Origin of the sequence: Bacillus sp. AFS088145 (assembly GCF_002564465.1) — a bacterium.
GTDB lineage: Bacteria > Bacillota > Bacilli > Bacillales > Bacillaceae_G > Gottfriedia.
This window is the reverse complement of the sequence record NZ_NUUX01000006.1, coordinates 167,122-184,477: the sequence shown is the minus strand read 5'-3', so window position 1 is coordinate 184,477 and position 17,356 is coordinate 167,122. Positions and strand designations below refer to the sequence as shown.

The 17,356-nt window shown below is 31.7% G+C and carries 22 protein-coding genes; 7 read left to right on the top strand and 15 right to left on the bottom strand.

Annotation, left to right across the window (positions count from 1 at the left end; genetic code table 11):
• Nucleotides 1-15: 15 nt before the first annotated feature.
• The 7 genes from COI44_RS03940 to COI44_RS03910 all read right to left on the bottom strand — a co-directional run bounded on the left by COI44_RS03940 (nt 16) and on the right by COI44_RS03910 (nt 6,428).
• Complete coding sequence (locus tag COI44_RS03940) at nt 16-894, bottom strand: carbohydrate ABC transporter permease (RefSeq protein WP_098426761.1); 879 nt, start codon at nt 892-894, stop codon at nt 16-18.
• A 15-nt stretch (nt 895-909) separates the two neighbouring features.
• A complete protein-coding gene (locus COI44_RS03935; RefSeq protein ID WP_097974082.1) occupies nt 910-1,812 on the bottom strand; it encodes an ABC transporter permease in 903 nt (300 codons plus the stop codon).
• Complete coding sequence (locus COI44_RS03930; protein WP_098426760.1) at nt 1,781-2,707, bottom strand: ribokinase; 927 nt, start codon at nt 2,705-2,707, stop codon at nt 1,781-1,783. Before COI44_RS03930 ends, COI44_RS03935 begins: the two co-directional genes overlap by 32 nt.
• The gene (locus COI44_RS03925) at nt 2,682-3,032 is read right to left on the bottom strand and encodes a DUF4387 domain-containing protein (protein WP_098426759.1); all 351 of its coding nucleotides are present in this window, start codon (nt 3,030-3,032) and stop codon (nt 2,682-2,684) included. The genes COI44_RS03930 and COI44_RS03925 overlap by 26 nt, the downstream gene beginning before the upstream one ends.
• A 12-nt stretch (nt 3,033-3,044) precedes the next feature.
• Nucleotides 3,045-4,394 carry an acyclic terpene utilization AtuA family protein gene (locus COI44_RS03920; RefSeq protein ID WP_098426758.1) on the bottom strand — a complete coding sequence of 450 codons (1,350 nt, stop codon included), beginning with the start codon at nt 4,392-4,394 and terminating at the stop codon, nt 3,045-3,047.
• A gap of 350 nt (nt 4,395-4,744) precedes the next feature.
• Nucleotides 4,745-5,083: a hypothetical protein gene (locus COI44_RS03915; protein WP_098426757.1), complete on the bottom strand. Its 339-nt coding sequence runs from the start codon at nt 5,081-5,083 to the stop codon at nt 4,745-4,747.
• Nucleotides 5,084-5,684: 601 nt separating this feature from the next.
• Nucleotides 5,685-6,428, bottom strand: coding sequence for a metallophosphoesterase family protein (locus COI44_RS03910; RefSeq protein WP_098426756.1), 744 nt, complete (start codon nt 6,426-6,428; stop codon nt 5,685-5,687).
• 211 nt (nt 6,429-6,639) lie between these two features.
• Here COI44_RS03910 and COI44_RS24465 point away from each other — a divergent pair, with 211 nt between their 5' ends.
• Nucleotides 6,640-6,774, top strand: coding sequence for a hypothetical protein (locus COI44_RS24465; protein ID WP_286133442.1), 135 nt, complete (start codon nt 6,640-6,642; stop codon nt 6,772-6,774).
• 78 nt (nt 6,775-6,852) lie between these two features.
• On the opposite strand, the gene COI44_RS03905 is transcribed toward COI44_RS24465, so the two are convergent.
• Entirely contained in the window at nt 6,853-7,110 is a 258-nt protein-coding gene (locus COI44_RS03905) for a hypothetical protein (protein WP_098426755.1), read from the bottom strand.
• 534 nt (nt 7,111-7,644) lie between these two features.
• On the opposite strand from COI44_RS03905, the gene COI44_RS03900 reads away from it, so the two are divergent.
• Nucleotides 7,645-7,830 carry a hypothetical protein gene (locus COI44_RS03900; protein WP_098426754.1) on the top strand — a complete coding sequence of 62 codons (186 nt, stop codon included), beginning with the start codon at nt 7,645-7,647 and terminating at the stop codon, nt 7,828-7,830.
• Between the two features lie 75 nt (nt 7,831-7,905).
• Nucleotides 7,906-8,172 carry a hypothetical protein gene (locus COI44_RS03895; RefSeq protein ID WP_098426753.1) on the top strand — a complete coding sequence of 89 codons (267 nt, stop codon included), beginning with the start codon at nt 7,906-7,908 and terminating at the stop codon, nt 8,170-8,172.
• 68 nt (nt 8,173-8,240) lie between these two features.
• Here the strand turns inward: COI44_RS03895 and COI44_RS03890 are convergent, their stop codons facing one another.
• From COI44_RS03890 to COI44_RS03875, 4 genes are all read right to left on the bottom strand, one after another.
• Nucleotides 8,241-8,747 carry a DUF6933 domain-containing protein gene (locus COI44_RS03890; protein ID WP_483295462.1) on the bottom strand — a complete coding sequence of 169 codons (507 nt, stop codon included), beginning with the start codon at nt 8,745-8,747 and terminating at the stop codon, nt 8,241-8,243.
• Nucleotides 8,748-8,889: 142 nt separating this feature from the next.
• Nucleotides 8,890-10,308: a fibronectin type III domain-containing protein gene (locus COI44_RS03885; RefSeq protein ID WP_179887005.1), complete on the bottom strand. Its 1,419-nt coding sequence runs from the start codon at nt 10,306-10,308 to the stop codon at nt 8,890-8,892.
• 303 nt (nt 10,309-10,611) lie between these two features.
• Nucleotides 10,612-10,995 (bottom strand): hypothetical protein, encoded by a 384-nt coding sequence (locus COI44_RS03880; protein ID WP_098426750.1) that lies wholly within the window; start codon nt 10,993-10,995, stop codon nt 10,612-10,614.
• A 153-nt stretch (nt 10,996-11,148) separates the two neighbouring features.
• The gene (locus tag COI44_RS03875) at nt 11,149-12,138 is read right to left on the bottom strand and encodes a helix-turn-helix transcriptional regulator (protein ID WP_098426749.1); all 990 of its coding nucleotides are present in this window, start codon (nt 12,136-12,138) and stop codon (nt 11,149-11,151) included.
• A 378-nt stretch (nt 12,139-12,516) separates the two neighbouring features.
• Here COI44_RS03875 and COI44_RS03870 point away from each other — a divergent pair, with 378 nt between their 5' ends.
• From COI44_RS03870 to COI44_RS03855, 4 genes are all read left to right on the top strand, one after another.
• On the top strand, nt 12,517-13,245 hold the full coding sequence (locus tag COI44_RS03870) for an amino acid ABC transporter ATP-binding protein (protein WP_098426748.1): 729 nt from the start codon (nt 12,517-12,519) through the stop codon (nt 13,243-13,245).
• A gap of 15 nt (nt 13,246-13,260) precedes the next feature.
• Entirely contained in the window at nt 13,261-14,058 is a 798-nt protein-coding gene (locus tag COI44_RS03865) for a transporter substrate-binding domain-containing protein (RefSeq protein ID WP_098426747.1), read from the top strand.
• Nucleotides 14,059-14,136: 78 nt separating this feature from the next.
• Entirely contained in the window at nt 14,137-14,775 is a 639-nt protein-coding gene (locus COI44_RS03860; protein ID WP_098426746.1) for an amino acid ABC transporter permease, read from the top strand.
• 12 nt (nt 14,776-14,787) lie between these two features.
• Nucleotides 14,788-15,450, top strand: coding sequence for an amino acid ABC transporter permease (locus COI44_RS03855; protein ID WP_098426745.1), 663 nt, complete (start codon nt 14,788-14,790; stop codon nt 15,448-15,450).
• 173 nt (nt 15,451-15,623) lie between these two features.
• On the opposite strand, the gene COI44_RS24460 is transcribed toward COI44_RS03855, so the two are convergent.
• From COI44_RS24460 to COI44_RS03845, 3 genes are all read right to left on the bottom strand, one after another.
• A complete protein-coding gene (locus COI44_RS24460) occupies nt 15,624-15,755 on the bottom strand; it encodes a hypothetical protein (RefSeq protein WP_286163744.1) in 132 nt (43 codons plus the stop codon).
• 55 nt (nt 15,756-15,810) lie between these two features.
• Complete coding sequence (locus COI44_RS03850; protein WP_098426744.1) at nt 15,811-16,395, bottom strand: hypothetical protein; 585 nt, start codon at nt 16,393-16,395, stop codon at nt 15,811-15,813.
• 504 nt (nt 16,396-16,899) lie between these two features.
• Nucleotides 16,900-17,163 (bottom strand): excalibur calcium-binding domain-containing protein, encoded by a 264-nt coding sequence (locus COI44_RS03845; protein WP_098426743.1) that lies wholly within the window; start codon nt 17,161-17,163, stop codon nt 16,900-16,902.
• Nucleotides 17,164-17,356: the final 193 nt, after the last annotated feature.

The following is a 17,356-nucleotide window of genomic DNA, read 5'->3' as shown; positions in this document are numbered from 1 at the left end:
AAATTAGACTATTTATTAGTCTTTTACTCCACCTTCAAGCGCACCTTTAGCGTAATATTTTAAAATTAATGGATACAAAATTAGTAAAGGTATCATTGAAATAATGATTGTCCCCGCTTGTAAGGAAGCAAAGTCTAGGTTAGCAATTTGTTTATATGATCCACTAGTTAAGTTTCCTAGCATTGAAGTATTATCTCTCATCACAACAAATTGTCGTAGAACAACTTGTAATGGCCATTTATGTGGATCCGTAATATAAATGGTTGCTCTAAAATATTCATTCCAGTGATAAACCCCGTAAAATAATCCAAGCGTTGCAAGCGCAGGTTTCGATAGAGGAAGCATAATTTTAGTAAATATTTTGAAATGTCCCGCCCCATCTATTCTTGCAGCCTCTAAAATACTATCCGGAACATCTTCAAAGAATCTCATTAAGATGAACAAATAGAATACGTTGATTGCCTTGTAAAGAATTAATGATGAGTAAGTATTCAGTAATCCTAGATTTTTAACAAGCAAAAATTCCGGGATCAAACCTGGTTCGAAAACCATAAGAACAATTAGGAAAACCATAATCACTTTTTTTCCAATAAAATTTGTTCTAGCTAACACATAAGCTGCCATTGCTGTCAAAAACAGATTTAATGCAGTACCAACGATTGTAATTAGAAACGTGTTGAAAATACTGCGTATAATTAGTGGATTTGAAAGCAATATTTTATAATTAATCAAAGAAAAACCTTCTGGCAAAATACTTAAACCTTTTAATTTATGAACTTTTAATGGATCCGAAAGGGACATTGCCAGTAAGTTTAAAATTGGAATTAATATTGATATAGATAATAAAAACAACACTAAATAGATAATCGTTCTTGTCAAATTAATCTTCTTCAAATCTACACCCCCCTTTTACCAAACACCTTTACCTGAAATCCTTTTTGAGATAAAGTGTGTTCCAAGAATTAAAACTACGCCAATTACACCCTTAAATAAACTAGCCGCTGTTGCATAGGAGTATTGAGCATTTAAAATACCAATTCGGTACACATAAGTATCTAAAATATCAACTTTACTAATAACAGAGTCATTAATTAAGTTAAACACTTGATCGAATCCAGCGTTTAAAAAGAAGCCTAAATTTAAGATAAAAACAGTAACGATTGTACTTGTTAATTCTGGTAAAGTAATATATCTCATTTGTTGTAAACTAGATGCGCCATCCATTCGCGCAGCCTCATATAATGATGGGCTGATTTTCATAATTGCCGCTAAGTAAAGAATCGAGTCCCATCCAGATGAACGCCACATTTCTGAAAAAACTAAAACCCAACGAATATGGTCCTTACTAGTCATAAAATCAATAGATGGTAGATGAAAAAAGTGACGAATTATATTTACGCCTCCATCTTGCGGATTTAATAGACTGATCCAAATACCGGCGATGACAACCCATGATAGAAAGTGAGGTAAATAAACAACTGATTGAACATACTTTCTAAAAGGCCCTGTTCGAACTTCATTAATTAAAAGTGATAAAATAATTGGAATCGGAAAAATAAAGATAATTTTCATTGTACTGATAATAACCGTATTTTTTAAAACATCTAAGAAAGCCGGTGAGCTAAACAACACTTTGAAATGCTTCATCCCTACCCACACATTATCACCAATAATCCGATAGTCCTGAAAGGCAAGCTTCATTCCCAGCAAAGGTATTACATTAAAAATAATGAAATAAACAATTGCTGGAAGAAGCATTAAATAAATGACCCAATCTTTTTTAATTTTCGATAACGTGGTCTTTACCTTCATGTTGCAACTCCTCTTTCCATAAAAGGTCTACTTCGTCTCGATATGGCATACCTGTTTGAGCACCTTTTTTCGTAACAGATAAACCAGCTACAATTGTTCCGAATCGGATACTGTCATAAAGATTTTCCACTTCAGAAACTGCTACAGCAAACCCTCCAGAAAATGAATCTCCTGCACCAGTTGTATCGACTGGTTCTACTTTTATAATTGGTACTCGAACTATATCTTGTCCATCATGATAAACAACGCCATTCTTCCCACATGTAATAATTAATTGATTTGGATAGTTCTTAAGTAATTCTTCCATTGGAAGTTTGCAATCAAATACGATTTCATACTCGTGCTCATTTGGTGTTAAATAGGTGATCTTTTCTAGTAAATCTTCTTTAATTTTTTTAGCAGGAGCAGGATTAACGATAATAATTTTTCCTTTTTCATGTAGAATAGGAATCAAGTATTCTATTAATTCCATTGGTGTTTCCATTTGGAATAAAACGACATCATAAGTGAGCAATTCGTCTAAAACTTTAGTAATATAGTTAACATCAGTAAAGTCATTTGCCCCAGGTACAACTAGAATTCTATTCACGCTATTACAAATTTCTATAAATGCAACGCCAGTATGACTTCCTTCAACTACATTTAAATTCGTTATATCTACTGTTTCATTTTTCATATTTTCGATAAAAATTTCGCTAATCTCGTCTTTACCAACCGAGCCAAATAAAGCAACTTCAGCACCTAAACGAGAAGCGGCTACAGCCTGGTTAGAGCCTTTACCGCCTACCGATAAAAAGAAATGATTCCCTAACAGGGTTTCACCTATTTCCGGTAATTTTTCTGCTTCAACAAAATAATCGATATTAATACTACCTACAACTGCAATCTTCCTCACTAGTCATCTCCGCCTCATCAAAAGTAATCTTCATTAATGGTGCATGTTGTTGCGCACCATATACATCTCTGTCTCCAACACTACCTGAAGAGACATCTCTTTCAATCGTAATTTTGATTCCCAATGCTTGGTCAAAGAAAACAAAATGGTGAATCTGTTCTTCTCGTAAATTATATAAGCGACAAATTGTCTCTTTCGTAATCTTTCCTGAGTTTTTTACCATTTGATAGACATGTTCTGAATCAAATAATATATCTAACGTTAATTCAAATGGACCTGAATTTTTACTTCTAAGTACTTTAGCTAAATCAAACAATGTAGTCATTACTTCGCCCTCCTACAAGTACTCAACTTGAAACGGATTATGATGTATTTCCATTAAATGATAAATAGAGAACTCGTACACCGCTCCAAATTCTACATCACTTGGTGCAAATGGAAATGCTAGATTTCCAGCAGTAGACTTGCGCTTTTCATAACCAAAATGTAGAAAAGTTGATCTGACTGTCGCACAAATACTATTTGCTAGTTCTTGAGTCTTAGCAATAACTTCAAATAAAACACCAATCTCATGGCCTTTAAATGACTCTATTTCTTTTGAGCCAAGAACTGCATTCATTCCATAATTTAAAAAGTTAATTTTATAATCATTTCGGTCAATTTCTGGATAGTATTCAAAAACTTGTTCCTTTACGCGATCCTCAATCTCATGAATATTTTCAATTAAAATTGGATCCCTGATGCCTGCCATCACAAATGTTCGATAGGCAGCCTTTTTTGCTCCTTCAAGCTTTATGAATGTAGTGTCTTCAGGAAAAAATCGGCTTTTCGATACTTCTACAACGCCATTTCCTAAGTCATGAAACTCGCATTCACTTAGATCAAGTCTGAATCCAGGACCATGTAATATGTATGGATGTTCTTTTTCATAAAAAGTATGAGCTGCCACGCTAATCGTTGTACACTTTCGTAATGGATTTAATGATTCAACTGTGAAAGAATCATCCTTTAAAACGCCTAAAATACTATCCTTTGTCGTTCCAGGTTCCGCACACAGTGCACCGCATTCTAAAATTTTGCCTAAATGATAAGCTAGTCCTGGATCTTTTTGATGATAAATTCCAATCGCCGCAAATGGCGATGGATCATAAGCTCGGCCACATATAATAATGTCACTATCATTCTCTAAAGCTTCTAAAATTGGTTCATGCCCCATTTGGGCAACGATTTGAATAGTTTCTTTAATCGTCTCTTCCTCTAGTTCAGGAATATTCTGACTTAAAGGTTTAATTTTATGAGCACGATTTGCTTCAATAATTTGATCTTGAGTAAAATCAGCCCAAATCACTGCAACCTTAGCACTTAATTCTTTTTCTTTTAATATCTTTTTTATAATAGAAATCGTTGCTTCTACATGTGGTCGCGCTCCCGCTCCTCCAGCAGATCCTATGATAATCGGAATTTTTCTTGGAACACCATTTGTTATAATTAATTCTAAATCCTTCATTAACGCCCGTTCACTAACGATTGAAACACCTGCCCCTAATTTATGAGGGCCCGCATCCGTAGAACCAGCATCAACGACGATTCCATGTATTTTATCTTTTAGTCCATTTAAAAATGAAGCGGCTGGAAATCCATACCCAAGCATCCCACATGGAGACAAGATTTTAATTTCTTCTGACATCATTTCTACCTTCTAACATAGTCAATTTTTATATGTAACCGGTTACATATATTTTAAAAAATAAAAGCTACATTACAATACCATTTTATCTTCATTGATATGTAACCGGTTACATATGTTAATCATAATAACGAATTACGCATACGTCAATAACTAATTTTAAAATCTTTAGAATTAACTGATTATAATGTCTTTGTACGCATTTCTAACCTGCTTATTTATTCAACTTCTTAATTTAATCATGGCTCTGTTAAAGTAAATTAAATTTTTATCAAATAAGCTCTTTTCGAAAATATAGTTGCTCAGATGAAATAAAACCCACCATTGATTGGTGGGTTCGATCATATTATTTAACCAACGTTTACACGAAGTCCGTTGCTAGCTAATTTATCCATATTTAGAAGTAGCGTTTTAACTTGTACAAAATCATTAGCACTTTCTAGTTCAAAAATTGCAACTAGATTGTTGTTATTGTCTTTAGAAACCTTCATTTTGTATTTACGTTTTCGGAATAGTCGTTCTACCTTTGTTCCACGAGCTACAGAAATTCTGTAAGTGTCATTATTATAGACTGTACCCGCATCAAATCCATTATATGAAAAATTTGTATAATCCTCAGTAGGTATAGATACATCGATGTCTAATTCTTTGTTAAGAATAAAATCTTTCAGTAGGTCTAGTTTAGTCATTTTCAATTCCTCCTTAGCCACAATGGCTTCTCTTGTAGTCGGAAAGTCAACCTCTGAAATATTAAAGGTCAGAGCTCATATAAATAGCTCTTCTTCCTATTCAAATTATCATTTACCTCAAAATGAACTTGAATAAGATTAATTTTATCATAATAATCCAAAAACATATAATAGTACCTATTTTTTTTTATAATGTCAATTCCCACAACTTCATTTACTTTCAATTAATTTGTTCAGGCTATTATCAAAAAAGGCAGCCTTTTTCTTAAATAAAGGCTACCTTTCTATCTATACAAATCATGTTAACTTAACCAATCTATGCAAGATATACCTCCATAAAGTATTTTCTATATTATAAGACACTTCATTCTTGAAAAATTATAATAAAATAGAATTTTTTATAAAAAGTTGTTTTTTATATCTTAAAAATAATAAAGCCGTTATCTTATTGACAACGACCTATAACTTAATAATATTAAATTGAATTATTAATCCAAATCTCATATATTATCTTTTAATTGCTTTATTTTAATACTTTTCCACATTAAAACAACTATAAGCCTCAAAAAAATTCTACAACTACTTTATTTAAAATTAATGATTATATTTCATATTTTGTAGACTTTGTCTTAGAAGAAATCGAATGAGTTGAGATTATTCCACCTTTATTTACTTTAATCCCATGTAAAATCCCACCATATGCAGCTGCCCCATCAATACAGATTTTCGTTTTACAAGGTGAATACCAAATATCGTATTTCCCTTCAGTTTTGTGAAGGATTGATGTTGGGGTATGGCCGAAAATAAATGTTTTATTTGTTTCATTTTTTCCGTAATGGAACTCATCGCGAATCCAGTAAAAATCCTTGTCAGTCGATTCTTTCCAATCTTCAAGATTAAGATTGACTCCGGCATGAACGAATACATAATTTTCCCATTCGAAATACAATGGTCTAGATTTAATAAATTGTAGTTCAGATTCAAATTGCTCTTTCATTAATTGTGCTACTTCATTAGGACCTCTTTTATTTGTAATTTCAAATTTAAAAAATGAATTAATTGTTTCTAAGCCACCTTGTCCGTAGTAATACGCTTGTTTAAATTCAGGTTGCCCAAGCCAGTCCAATAACATTTGCTCATGATTTCCTAGTAAAACAACCGCTCCATATTCTTTTTCTAATTGCTGCGCTCTTATTAAAACCTCGTATGGATTCTCACCACGATCTACTAAATCTCCAAGTAGGACTAGCCTTTCATGATCTGGATTCCATTGTTTAAGTAATTTTTCTAATTCATTTATACTGCCGTGTATATCTCCAATTGCAAATACCGTGTCCTTATCCATACATCCAACCCCTTTTGTAAACCTATTATTCCCACTAAATTGTTTAAATAATATTAATAGTTTAACAAATACGAATTATTAAAGTAAGTTATCCGTTTTATACCTTTTTTTCGTAATAAAATTTTATTTTAATGTCCAATTAAAGCTAGGATAGTTTTTTTACCACAGGGAATAATGAAAAGGTAAAATTTTGGTAAAGGGGATTTTTGAAATGAGTAATGAGAATAAAGATTTAAATAACAGTGACTTTTTTATTGCAGATTTAACGAATGATGCTAAGAGTAAGATTGAGAATTTGGAAGAGGAATTGGATATTACTTTGGTTGCTTATGATTGTAAGAAGTAAGTTTTAGATAATATGGTAAAACGACTGCTATTAGTTAGTCAGTCGTTTTATTTTGGTAATTGAAGTTATTTTTTTCTTTTACAAAATAAAATCCTGTCCCATTTTCCTGTGGAACAAAACCTTGCTGTGCTGGACTATTTTCAACCATCTTTTGCTCGTTCCAGAAACAGTTGTAATGTTATCTCCACCACCAAAACCTTCAGAATAATTTTGTTTTTCTACAATATGAACACATTTTGAAGATCCGCTAATTTCACTTTTGGATCCCGGTTTTAAAAAGAAAATCAACAAAAAAACGATCACAATAAAAGTTAAATAAGAAATAATATTACTCAAAAAACTTCCCCATTATACTCACCTATTTCTTGATATTACTATCTAAAACCATTTAAACCCCAACATAAACTAAGATAATCCAAAGAGTTGATACTAGTATTAAACTCAAACTTAGACCAATGTTGAGATTTTCTTTCCATCTCCTATCTGATGAAATGATTGAAACCAGAAAACTCAGCAGGCTTAATATAATACTAATGCAATTTAAAATTAAAAATAGATTGAAGTTGTTAAATCCGTTGAAGGTGACATTTAAAATGAAAATTGAGTAACTAAAGATAAGATAGTAGAAACTTTTCAAATTTAACCCATCCCCAAGAAAACGTTTTGTATTTTTGATTATATTAACATATTAATTTTTGGTAAAATGTTCTAAATTTGAATAATGTATGTAGTTGAACTAATTATTAGCGTTTGTTCCTTAAATTGTAACAATTAATCATAATCTCTTTTATATTAGATGTTATATTGAATTTGATTGATGGAGTAATAATCGAAGCTGTAATCCCACTAATTTAAAAAGGAGTAACCAAAATGAATATGGTTACAAAGATTACATTAAGTTCAACTATCGTTTTATTTGTGGTTGGTGTACTTTATTCTACTAATACGCCTAATACAGTAATTATTTCAAATGCAGAATATGAATTTGATATTAATAAAAAGGAAAATATTACAGAAGCAGCAAAACAATTGTTTGTAGGAAGAGTAGTCGAATAATTAGATACAGAATCAGATGATGGTGGGCCATATACACCATATAAGGTTGTAGTCGAAAATAATTTAAAAGGTGAATTGGAAGCAAATCAGGAAGTTATTGTTGAACAACGTATTGGTTATGAAAAAAGTCACAAAGCTATAAGAAAGATGGAAGCTGAAGATGATTTTTTAACACTTGAAAATTCATTTGTATTCGCAACTAGTAATATAAAAGATAAAGAACGATATAGAATAATCGTTCCGTTAAAAGGTAATGTAAAAATTAAGGGTAAAAATGATAGATTTCCAAATGAGGAAATTTTAAAAGAATTTAAAAATGCATTAAAGAAAAACGAATTATGATTAATGCTTCCCCTCAATTATTGAGGATTTTATCAATTATAATCACCACATTTGAAGGTTCCCTAAGATCACTTCATTTGTTGAAAAAATTCATCCAATGCTCCCCTCATCAATTTGTTCGGATAAGAACGTAACTTGTATAAAGGCGTGTCATTAAGATCAAGATTTAAGTGAAGCAATCTAATTATTTCATTTTCCTCTACCCTGTGGTAAACATAAGATTCAGCAAGATAAATCATATCATTCATTTGCGAAATAATACTTCGATCGCTTGTCGCAGTGTATTGAACTTCACCTAGTTGTTTCATATATTGATCAACTTTCTCAACATCAAATTCATTTGCCAGAAAATTTGTCACAATATTTCTCTTCATTAACTCTTCAAAATTTGTAAAATCTTTTTTTAATAGACCATACATAACAAAACAATATCTTGTTACATTATTCATTACCAATACACATTTTTTACGGCCAATTTTAAAGATATTAGCGTGCCAGCAAAAAAGTTGATTCTCGTTTGATAAATCTGGTTTCTCTACTTTTATTTTCATTTCATCTGAAAGTTTTTTGTTAATTGAATGAACATTTCCACGGACCTCGTTTATTAAATATTTTTAGTTATATTCTAGCATTTCATCAAACTAATTCCAGTATATAAAACAAAAAAAGAGAATCGTAAGTGATTCTCTTCTTAAAAAATTTTAAAAATGTTACTGCTTAAAGCTTAACGCTCTTGAATGTTGTCCAACCACTATATACTTTAGTAGTTCCAACTGTTCGATACGTTCTTACTTTATAGTAGTAAGTCTTTCCTTTTGTTAAACCACTATTTGTATATGACATTGAAGTTGTTCTTTTTACTAAACTATATGATCCAGCACTTGAGGTAGATCTGTAAATTTCATAACCGCTTGCTCCACTCACAGAACTCCAAGATATTTTTGAACTAGTTGAATTTACTTTAGCGACATTGAAATTAGTTGGAACTGATGGAATTGGTTTTGCGCTAACTATTGATGAATAATTTCCATAGACCTTCTTACTTCCGACTATTCTGTATGTCTTTACCTTGTAATAATAAGTTTTATTTGTTGAAAGCCCTGTATTATTAAAGCTTGTTGAAGTGGTTGTACCAGCAAGTGTATATGTTCCCGTGCTTGTCGTTGAACGGTAAACTTCATATCCACTTGCTCCACTTACAGCTGCCCAACTCGTTTTTACACTATTGTATGAAGATGAAACTGCCTTTACGGATGTTGGTGTAGACAGGACCGGTTTTGCAGATACTGCCTTACTATAATCACTGTATTGTGTAGGTGTTCCTGTTTTATAAGACTTAATCTTATAATAATAAGTTGTACCTGTATTTAAAGATGTATTAGTATACGAAGTACTTGAAGTAGTTGCTATTTTCGTATATGTACCTGTACTGGAAGTAGAACGATAAATTTCATAACCTGTCACATCATCCGCTTTTGTCCAGCTTAATTTAACGCTATTATATGTACTAGCTGCTGCCTTTACGTTAGTAGGTGAAAGAATAGGTTCCACATAATTTGGATCTGTTGAGAACCATCCGTATATCGTTTGATCTTCACGAGCATCATAACCCATCCCGATTCGAATAATTGGATAGCCCACTGTTTTTTTCACTAATATACCGTAATAAACTTCAGATTCTGCACCCGGATATAGCTCAACATCGTCTTCACTTAAACCTTCTAACTGGTCTGAAAATGAAGCTGTATCGATTGGGTTAACTTTTTGACCAGCCTTCGTATAAAAACTATCATAACTATTAACCACATCATAAGCGTATAAAGGTTCTTCTGGCCCTGAGACATATTTTAAATTAAATCCCATCACAATCCATTCTTCATCATCTGCAGGTTTAGTATTAAACATATTTTCATTTGCAACAATTTCATTTGCTTCTTCACCTGTATACATATCGAATAATTGCAATTCTACTTCTTTAGGTGTATCCCACTCATATTCTTGAAGTGAAAAATTATAATTAAACCATGCACTATAAGGAGTGCTACGATCTCCTATTTCAGCAAAAGCTGATTTTGAATTAAATGAAAACATAATTAAAAATGTTAAAAATAAGTACATAAAACTTCTTTTCTTCATGATTTTCCCCCTTAAATCTTTCATTCTATTGAATTACCACATAAAGCAACGCTCTACTATTTAAACCTCCTAAATTTGATAACTTTATTATATAAAGTGAGGTGTTCAAAAAATTGAACATCAAAAAGGAGAACCCTAAACATGATTCTCCGATTGTACGCATATAATATTAGTTTCATAAATTATTAACCTAATCCTAAAACCTTGTATAGGTTACATTCCCTCATTATTTAAAGTATTTTTTGATAAATATTCATCAATACTTTTCCTATAAGTTTCGTAGAATTCATAAAAATAATTAAGTTAGACGTCTTTAAAAATATAGATTACTCTTCTATCTTTCTTTTGATATTCTCTAATTTTAATATTGTTTAACATTTTGGTTCTACCCTTTTCCCCGCCTTCGTAATCTATGCTATTTGATGAATGAATAGTTATATTTGTCTTATTTGAAAGATGCACATCAATATATGGAGAAAGGAATCCATCATCAATAACATATACATTTTTCACTTCAAATTCGGAAGGAATAAGAATTGTTTGGTTACTATTTAATTTTTTACTTATTTCATTTTTCTCTATTTTAATCATTGTATCCGAGGGTGGTAGCAAAAACATTATGTATAGATACATTATTAAACCGATTACTACAATTGATATACAAGAAAAGAAAATTACCTTTTGCATGATTCTCATACCTCACATCATATTTAAAATAGCTTCACTTGTGAAAATAGTAACATACTTAAAAGCATTTTATTTAAAGCAATTTTGAATTTAATATGAAGGTTTTATAATGAAAAAAGAGCATCCCCGAAAGATACTCCTTTTAGTAAAAACTTATTGTTGGAAATTCATACTATACAACTTACTCATCTCAAAAATTTGCTCCTGAACTTTATCTATCACTGATGGCGGACTTATAACCTGAGCATCTTTACCCCATGTTAAAATCCAAGTAATCAATCCATCACTTATCGCAGCTTTTGTAGTTAAAATGAAATTCTCCTCATCCACTTGCTGAATATCAGCCTTTAATCCAAATCGGTCTAGTACGACATTTAATAAGCCTTTTTTAAACTTGATTTTTACATAATCAGGTTCTCCAGCAAACATATTAAAAACTGTACTCAAATATTCATCAACGTTAAAGCGTTCATCTTGAAATTTTTCTTCCGTTCTCTTAACTTTTCTCATTCGGTCTACGCGGAAATGTCTAAGTTGATCATCAGGTAAACTTCTTGTAATTAAGTAATAGTAATCATTCGACCAAATTACTGCGAGTGGCTTTACTGCGTATTCTTTTCCATCATGGCTTAATTCAAATTTTTTGTTAAAATTGTATCGGCCATATTGAAAGGTAAGTAATTTTTTCTCAGCGATGGCTTGATGAATTTGATCGATTGAGAAGTGAATACGATTGCTTTCACTTTTAATGGCTGTATCTGGGATAATGCCATTGTGAAGCTTTTTGGCTTCGTTTTCACTTGTAAGGTTTTTTAATTTATCAATAATCTTTTTGGTTTCTTGTTTGTTTAAAAATCTTGAAGCTGTCACAGCATCTACTAATAAACGGAGTTCATGTAATTCAAATAGTCTTTCTTGGTGACTATATGTAGTTGCCTTACCTTCTGAAGCGTTTTCAATTACGTCAAAACCAACATCCACTAATACTGAGATATCTTTTAAAAATGTATTTTTACTATAAGAAAAATCCTCTTCTCCTGCTGCTAACCTCTTTTTTATTTCATCAAACGTAAACTCACGATCAATATCTGTTTTACTTTCTAGTAGTTTCATTAGTTTATAGAAACGTTCTCTGTTTTCCATGGATTCCTCCGTTTATTTAGTAAAATTCAAAAGATGTATTTTATATCAATCTTAATCTATTTTTAATTTTATCATATTTAATTGGTAAAGATTATAGTAATAAGATACTAGTCTTTTTTTACTAGTAGTTCTATTTAATCAATTTTATATTACATCATAAATTTTAGTAAATAAAAGCCGGAAACACTGTTATAGTGCTTTCGGTTTTTGTTTTGATTCAGTTTAGCTTTATTTTTTGTCTAGGACACAAGTACTCGTCCAAAAAGACTAAAAACAAAATAAACGTGATATAGAAATGTGAACAAGCATACACATAAAATATTGATTCCCAAATTTCTCCAATTTACATATCCGAAAAAATTGTACAGGAGGTCAGGAATGATTGAATTTAAACATGTAAATAAGTTTTATGGAGATTTTCAAGTCTTGAAAGATATTAATCTCACAATCAATAAAGGTGAAGTTGTTGTTGTGATTGGGCCGTCTGGTTCTGGTAAGAGTACTTTGTTGCGTTGTATCAATCATCTGGAATCAATTAATGACGGGACACTTACTGTCAGTGGGATTTCAGTTGGGGATAAAAAAACAGATCTTAATAAGTTAAGGCGCAATATTGGAATGGTTTTTCAGCATTTTTATTTGTATCCGCACAAAACTGTGCTTGAAAATATCACTCTAGCTCCTATGAAAGCGCTAGGTCAATCTAGAGAAGAGGCTGATGAAACAGCCAAACATTTTCTTGAAAAGGTAGGTATTTTAGAAAAGGCGAAATCTTATCCTTCCCAGCTTTCTGGTGGTCAGCAACAGCGTGTGGCAATTGCTCGCGGGCTTGCGATGAAACCAGATATTATGCTTTTTGATGAACCTACTTCAGCTCTTGATCCTGAAATGATTGGTGAAGTGCTTGATGTTATGAAGACTCTTGCTAGGGAAGGCATGACGATGGTTGTCGTGACACATGAAATGGGCTTTGCCAGAGAGGTTGCCGACCGAATCGTCTTTATGGACGAGGGTCGCATATTAGAAGAAGCAACTCCGGTTGAGTTTTATGAGAACCCGCGTGAAGAACGGGCTCGCTTATTTCTCAGCCGTATATTAAATCATTAATAGGAGGTAAGTGGAATGTTTTTAAAAAAATTCATGAAAATGGCTTTAGTTTCAACAACGGCCGCCTTAGTTCTTGCAGGTTGTGGTGGGAAGGATGATTCTAAAAGCAAAGATGCTCTAGCACGCATTAAGGATGATAAGAAAATCGTATTTGGCGTAAAATATGACACTCGTTTATTTGGATTGAAAAACCCTTCAACAGGTAAAGTAGAAGGATTTGATATTGACCTTTCCAAAGCACTGGCAAAAGAAATGTTTGGCGATGATGTTAAACCTGAGTACATAGAGGTTACGTCAAAAACTAGGGTTGGTCTCTTAAATAATGGGAAAGTTGATGCGGTAGTCGCTACAATGACCATTAATGAAGAACGTAAAAAAGAAGTAGATTTTACTGATGTTTACTTTAATGCCGGACAATCTTTACTTGTGAAAAAAGGCAGTAAAGTTCATGGACTTGCTGACTTGAAAAAAGGGACAAAAGTGCTTGCTGTTAAAGGGTCCACTTCTGCTGTAAATATTCGTCAGAAAGCTCCTGATACAACAGTACTTGAATTCGAAAACTATGCTGAAGCTTTTACAGCTTTAAAAGCAGGTAAAGGTGATGCCCTAACGACTGATGATTCAATCCTTTACGGTATGAAAGAAGAAGATCCTTCATTTGATTTAGTAGGTGGAACTTTTACAGAAGAGCCTTATGGAATTGCTGTTAAGAAAGGCAATAAAGATCTTGTCGAAGCATTAAATAAAGCATTAAAAAGTCTGAAAGATTCAGGTAAATACGATGAAATTAAGAATAAATGGATTAAAAAATAATTTTTGATATTATCGTTGGGATACGCAGAGTCCGTAATTTTACGGGCCTGCTTTTCCTGATAATTAGGAGGAAATCCTTTGATTGATTTCTCGATATTAACAGATCATATGGAGTATTTTTTAGAAGGATTAAGAGTAACCATTTTAACTAGTTTAATTGCATTATTATGTAGCTTTATTTTAGGGACAATTATTGCAGTTATGCGAATTTCTCCAATTAAACCGCTTAACTGGTTAGGTTCGGTTTATGTAGAATTTATCCGTAATATCCCTGTACTAGTAGTTATTTTTTTCACTTATTTAGCTGGAAGCTTTAGTGGGATGACCGCAGGAACAATTGGACTAACCATCTATACAGCAGCCTTCATTTCCGAAGCAATCCGTGCCGGTATCCTCTCTGTTCCAAAAGGACAAATGGAAGCCGCTCGCTCGACAGGATTGACTTACGGACAGGCAATGAGATTCATTATACTTCCCCAGGCGATAAAAATCGTCATCCCTCCCCTTGGCAACCAATTTCTAAATCTAGTAAAAAATTCATCCTTGTTAGCAGTCGTAGCTGGTGGAGATTTAATGTATCAAGGCGATCTTATTTCTGCAATGACTTACGTAACGTTTGATACTTATATTTTCGTAGCCTTATTTTATTTAGTCTTAACGATTCCTTTAAGTATTGGTGTAGGATATTTAGAAAAACGCTTGGCTAGAAGTAATTAAGGAGGTGGATGAATGGATTTTCTACAGCCGTTTGCTGATGTGTACACTCTAGATCATATCAAGTTTTTGCTAGAAGGATTTTGGGTTACCCTTAAGGTCGCTGCCATTTCAATTGTACTAAGTTTCATTATTGGTGGACTTATTGGAACGCTAAGATATACTAAGATTCCTGTTGTTACTCAATTACTTACCGCGATTGTTGAGACGATTCGAAACCTTCCTTTGCTACTGATTATTTTCTTTACGTATTTTGCCCTACCGGAAATCGGGATTGAAATGAAAATAACGACAGCTGCCATCGCAGCATTAACGGTTTTTGAATCAGCTATGATCTCAGAGATTATTCGAAGTGGATTAAACTCGATCGAAAAAGGACAGATTGAAGCAGCTCGTGCGTCAGGCCTCAATTATACTCAGACATTACGTTATATTGTCTTGCCTCAAGCATTGAGACGAATGGTTCCGCCAATTGTTAGTCAGTTTATTTCTTTACTGAAGGATACATCGTTAGCTGTCGTTATTGCATTGCCCGATTTATTGCATAATGGACAGATTATTTATGCGCAGAAGGAATCTTATGTGATCCCTGTTATGGTGATGGTTTCGTTGATGTATTTTATTGTTAATTATGTTTTGTCGTTGGTTGCGCGTAGATTGGAGATTAAGCAGACTTGAGAAATCTGGTTCATTTATTGGGCCGGATTTTTTTATTGTAAAAATTAAGGAAATAAAAAATACCCCCTTATTAATGAAACTTACAAAAGAGGATTTTGATATCTTCAATGATTTTATCTTAGATATCTTGTCTGATCCATATTAGAATGACAGTGATTTTTTCAATGAGGCTATTATTCATTTGTAGTTTTAGTTTCTATTTCAATCGTATTAGAAACTGGTTTTAATAATAAATTAACTGCAAAAACAAACATTATGATAATTAATATACTAAATAAAACGATTTTAAATAATTTATTTCTCATCTAATCGCCCTTTTATATTTTTTGAAAAACGAAATGCCATAATATATCTCCTGACTTAATACTTAGTTATAATAGTTTGTAATACTTTCTCTTTATATATAATGAAAGTCAATTTAACATTTCTCTCTTTATCAAGATACGTTATCGTTTCTCCTATTTCTTCAAACGAGTGAATGTAGTTATTACCGTACTTATCTATAATAGTAGATATATCATCTCCTTTTCCGATACCTTTATTAGTTTTTAGATTAGGATCTTCAGAAAAAATACTATTAATTTTATTGTTTTTAGTCCCTATATAAAATTTCTTAAATTGATAGTTTCTATCATTCTCAACTGAAAGTATTACTACTATATCTGTGTGTTTAACTGTACTACCATATTTACTTTTTAGATCTACCAATAGTTCAGGTGTAACTTGTTTATCAATCATAATTTCATTCATTCCTTCATTTTTTAGTGAAGTACTTTCTAGTAGTCTATTTTTTACTAAAATAGAAGTACGTTCAACAAGGAAAAAACCTATTAATAGCAATACAATAATTCCAAATAGTGCAGTAATATACTTCCAGGGGATCAGTTTAAATAATAGATTCCCTAGAATTAGTAATAAAATTAAAACTAAGACTGTTAATATCATTTTTATTCTCCTGAACTTTTTAGAAATGTAGGTATTCCAGACCCATAACTACAAGAAAATAGCGAAGCCTCCTTGGATATATTAATTTAAGAATCTAAATACTTCGGTAATATAAAATTTAATACATAGTTTTCTTCTTGTACCCCAAAATAAACTATTAGATGTTGTATCTATGACTAGTGAAAATGATGTAACCTTAGAACTATAAATTTTTCAAAATCATCACTCCTTATTAATAAGTAAGTAAATAGTAGTATAAATTTTAGTAAAATTTACTAACTTGTGAAAATATTAACATACTAAGTTCTATTAAACTCATTATCAATGTGACAAATAATTGAAGATTTTGGAAATAAAAAATGCAGTCTTCAAAAATTTGAAGACTGCATTTTTACTTTAACATAGTATTGATCACTGTAGACAAACTCAATGAAAATCAGGTTTGCCAACAGTCTGAGATAGTTAGTTCATTCTTGAGAACTATCATTTTTTTACTTCTTAAACTTATCTTTCACACGCTATAAAGTCTTTATCTCGATCCATTTTTTTATTAGCGTCATATAAAGCTTTTGATGCATAAGGTTTATATTTAGTTTTACCGCCTTTATTTTTAACGGATGAACTACGGGCAACTCCACCCTTGTAAATCTCGTGCATTTCAGTACAGTTTTTAAATGTTTTCACAGCTGCACTAGCATCATCAGTTGAAATAATTGAATAACTTTGAATAAGTCCAATTGTAAGAATTCCAATAACAAGTTTTTTCATTTTTAATAACTCCTATCTATTTTTTTGTTACAAATGCTACCTAATTTAAAATTTCCAGTAAATAAATATGTTTGACATTTATCTTAATCTATTAATCATTTTAACATAGAAAATTTCGTTATTTTAGTAAAAATGCACCAGATTTATCTAGGGAGTATTTACTAACTTTAATAAACCTACTCAAAAATTGAGT

What these genes read in the sequence shown, in the direction of transcription:
- COI44_RS03925 (WP_098426759.1), bottom strand. Translation starts at nt 3,032, where the DNA reads ATGACTACATTGTTTGATTTAGCTAAAGTACTTAGAAGTAAAAATTCA.
- COI44_RS03920 (WP_098426758.1), bottom strand. Translation starts at nt 4,394, where the DNA reads ATGTCAGAAGAAATTAAAATCTTGTCTCCATGTGGGATGCTTGGGTAT.
- COI44_RS03855 (WP_098426745.1), top strand. Translation starts at nt 14,788, where the DNA reads ATGGATTTTCTACAGCCGTTTGCTGATGTGTACACTCTAGATCATATC.
- COI44_RS03900 (WP_098426754.1), top strand. Translation starts at nt 7,645, where the DNA reads ATGAATATGGTTACAAAGATTACATTAAGTTCAACTATCGTTTTATTT.
- COI44_RS24465 (WP_286133442.1), top strand. Translation starts at nt 6,640, where the DNA reads ATGAGTAATGAGAATAAAGATTTAAATAACAGTGACTTTTTTATTGCA.
- COI44_RS03870 (WP_098426748.1), top strand. Translation starts at nt 12,517, where the DNA reads ATGATTGAATTTAAACATGTAAATAAGTTTTATGGAGATTTTCAAGTC.
- COI44_RS03935 (WP_097974082.1), bottom strand. Translation starts at nt 1,812, where the DNA reads ATGAAGGTAAAGACCACGTTATCGAAAATTAAAAAAGATTGGGTCATT.
- COI44_RS03850 (WP_098426744.1), bottom strand. Translation starts at nt 16,395, where the DNA reads ATGATATTAACAGTCTTAGTTTTAATTTTATTACTAATTCTAGGGAAT.
- COI44_RS03875 (WP_098426749.1), bottom strand. Translation starts at nt 12,138, where the DNA reads ATGGAAAACAGAGAACGTTTCTATAAACTAATGAAACTACTAGAAAGT.
- COI44_RS03915 (WP_098426757.1), bottom strand. Translation starts at nt 5,083, where the DNA reads ATGACTAAACTAGACCTACTGAAAGATTTTATTCTTAACAAAGAATTA.
- COI44_RS03865 (WP_098426747.1), top strand. Translation starts at nt 13,261, where the DNA reads ATGTTTTTAAAAAAATTCATGAAAATGGCTTTAGTTTCAACAACGGCC.
- COI44_RS03845 (WP_098426743.1), bottom strand. Translation starts at nt 17,163, where the DNA reads ATGAAAAAACTTGTTATTGGAATTCTTACAATTGGACTTATTCAAAGT.
- COI44_RS03880 (WP_098426750.1), bottom strand. Translation starts at nt 10,995, where the DNA reads ATGCAAAAGGTAATTTTCTTTTCTTGTATATCAATTGTAGTAATCGGT.
- COI44_RS03885 (WP_179887005.1), bottom strand. Translation starts at nt 10,308, where the DNA reads ATGAAGAAAAGAAGTTTTATGTACTTATTTTTAACATTTTTAATTATG.
- COI44_RS24460 (WP_286163744.1), bottom strand. Translation starts at nt 15,755, where the DNA reads ATGAGAAATAAATTATTTAAAATCGTTTTATTTAGTATATTAATTATC.
- COI44_RS03910 (WP_098426756.1), bottom strand. Translation starts at nt 6,428, where the DNA reads ATGGATAAGGACACGGTATTTGCAATTGGAGATATACACGGCAGTATA.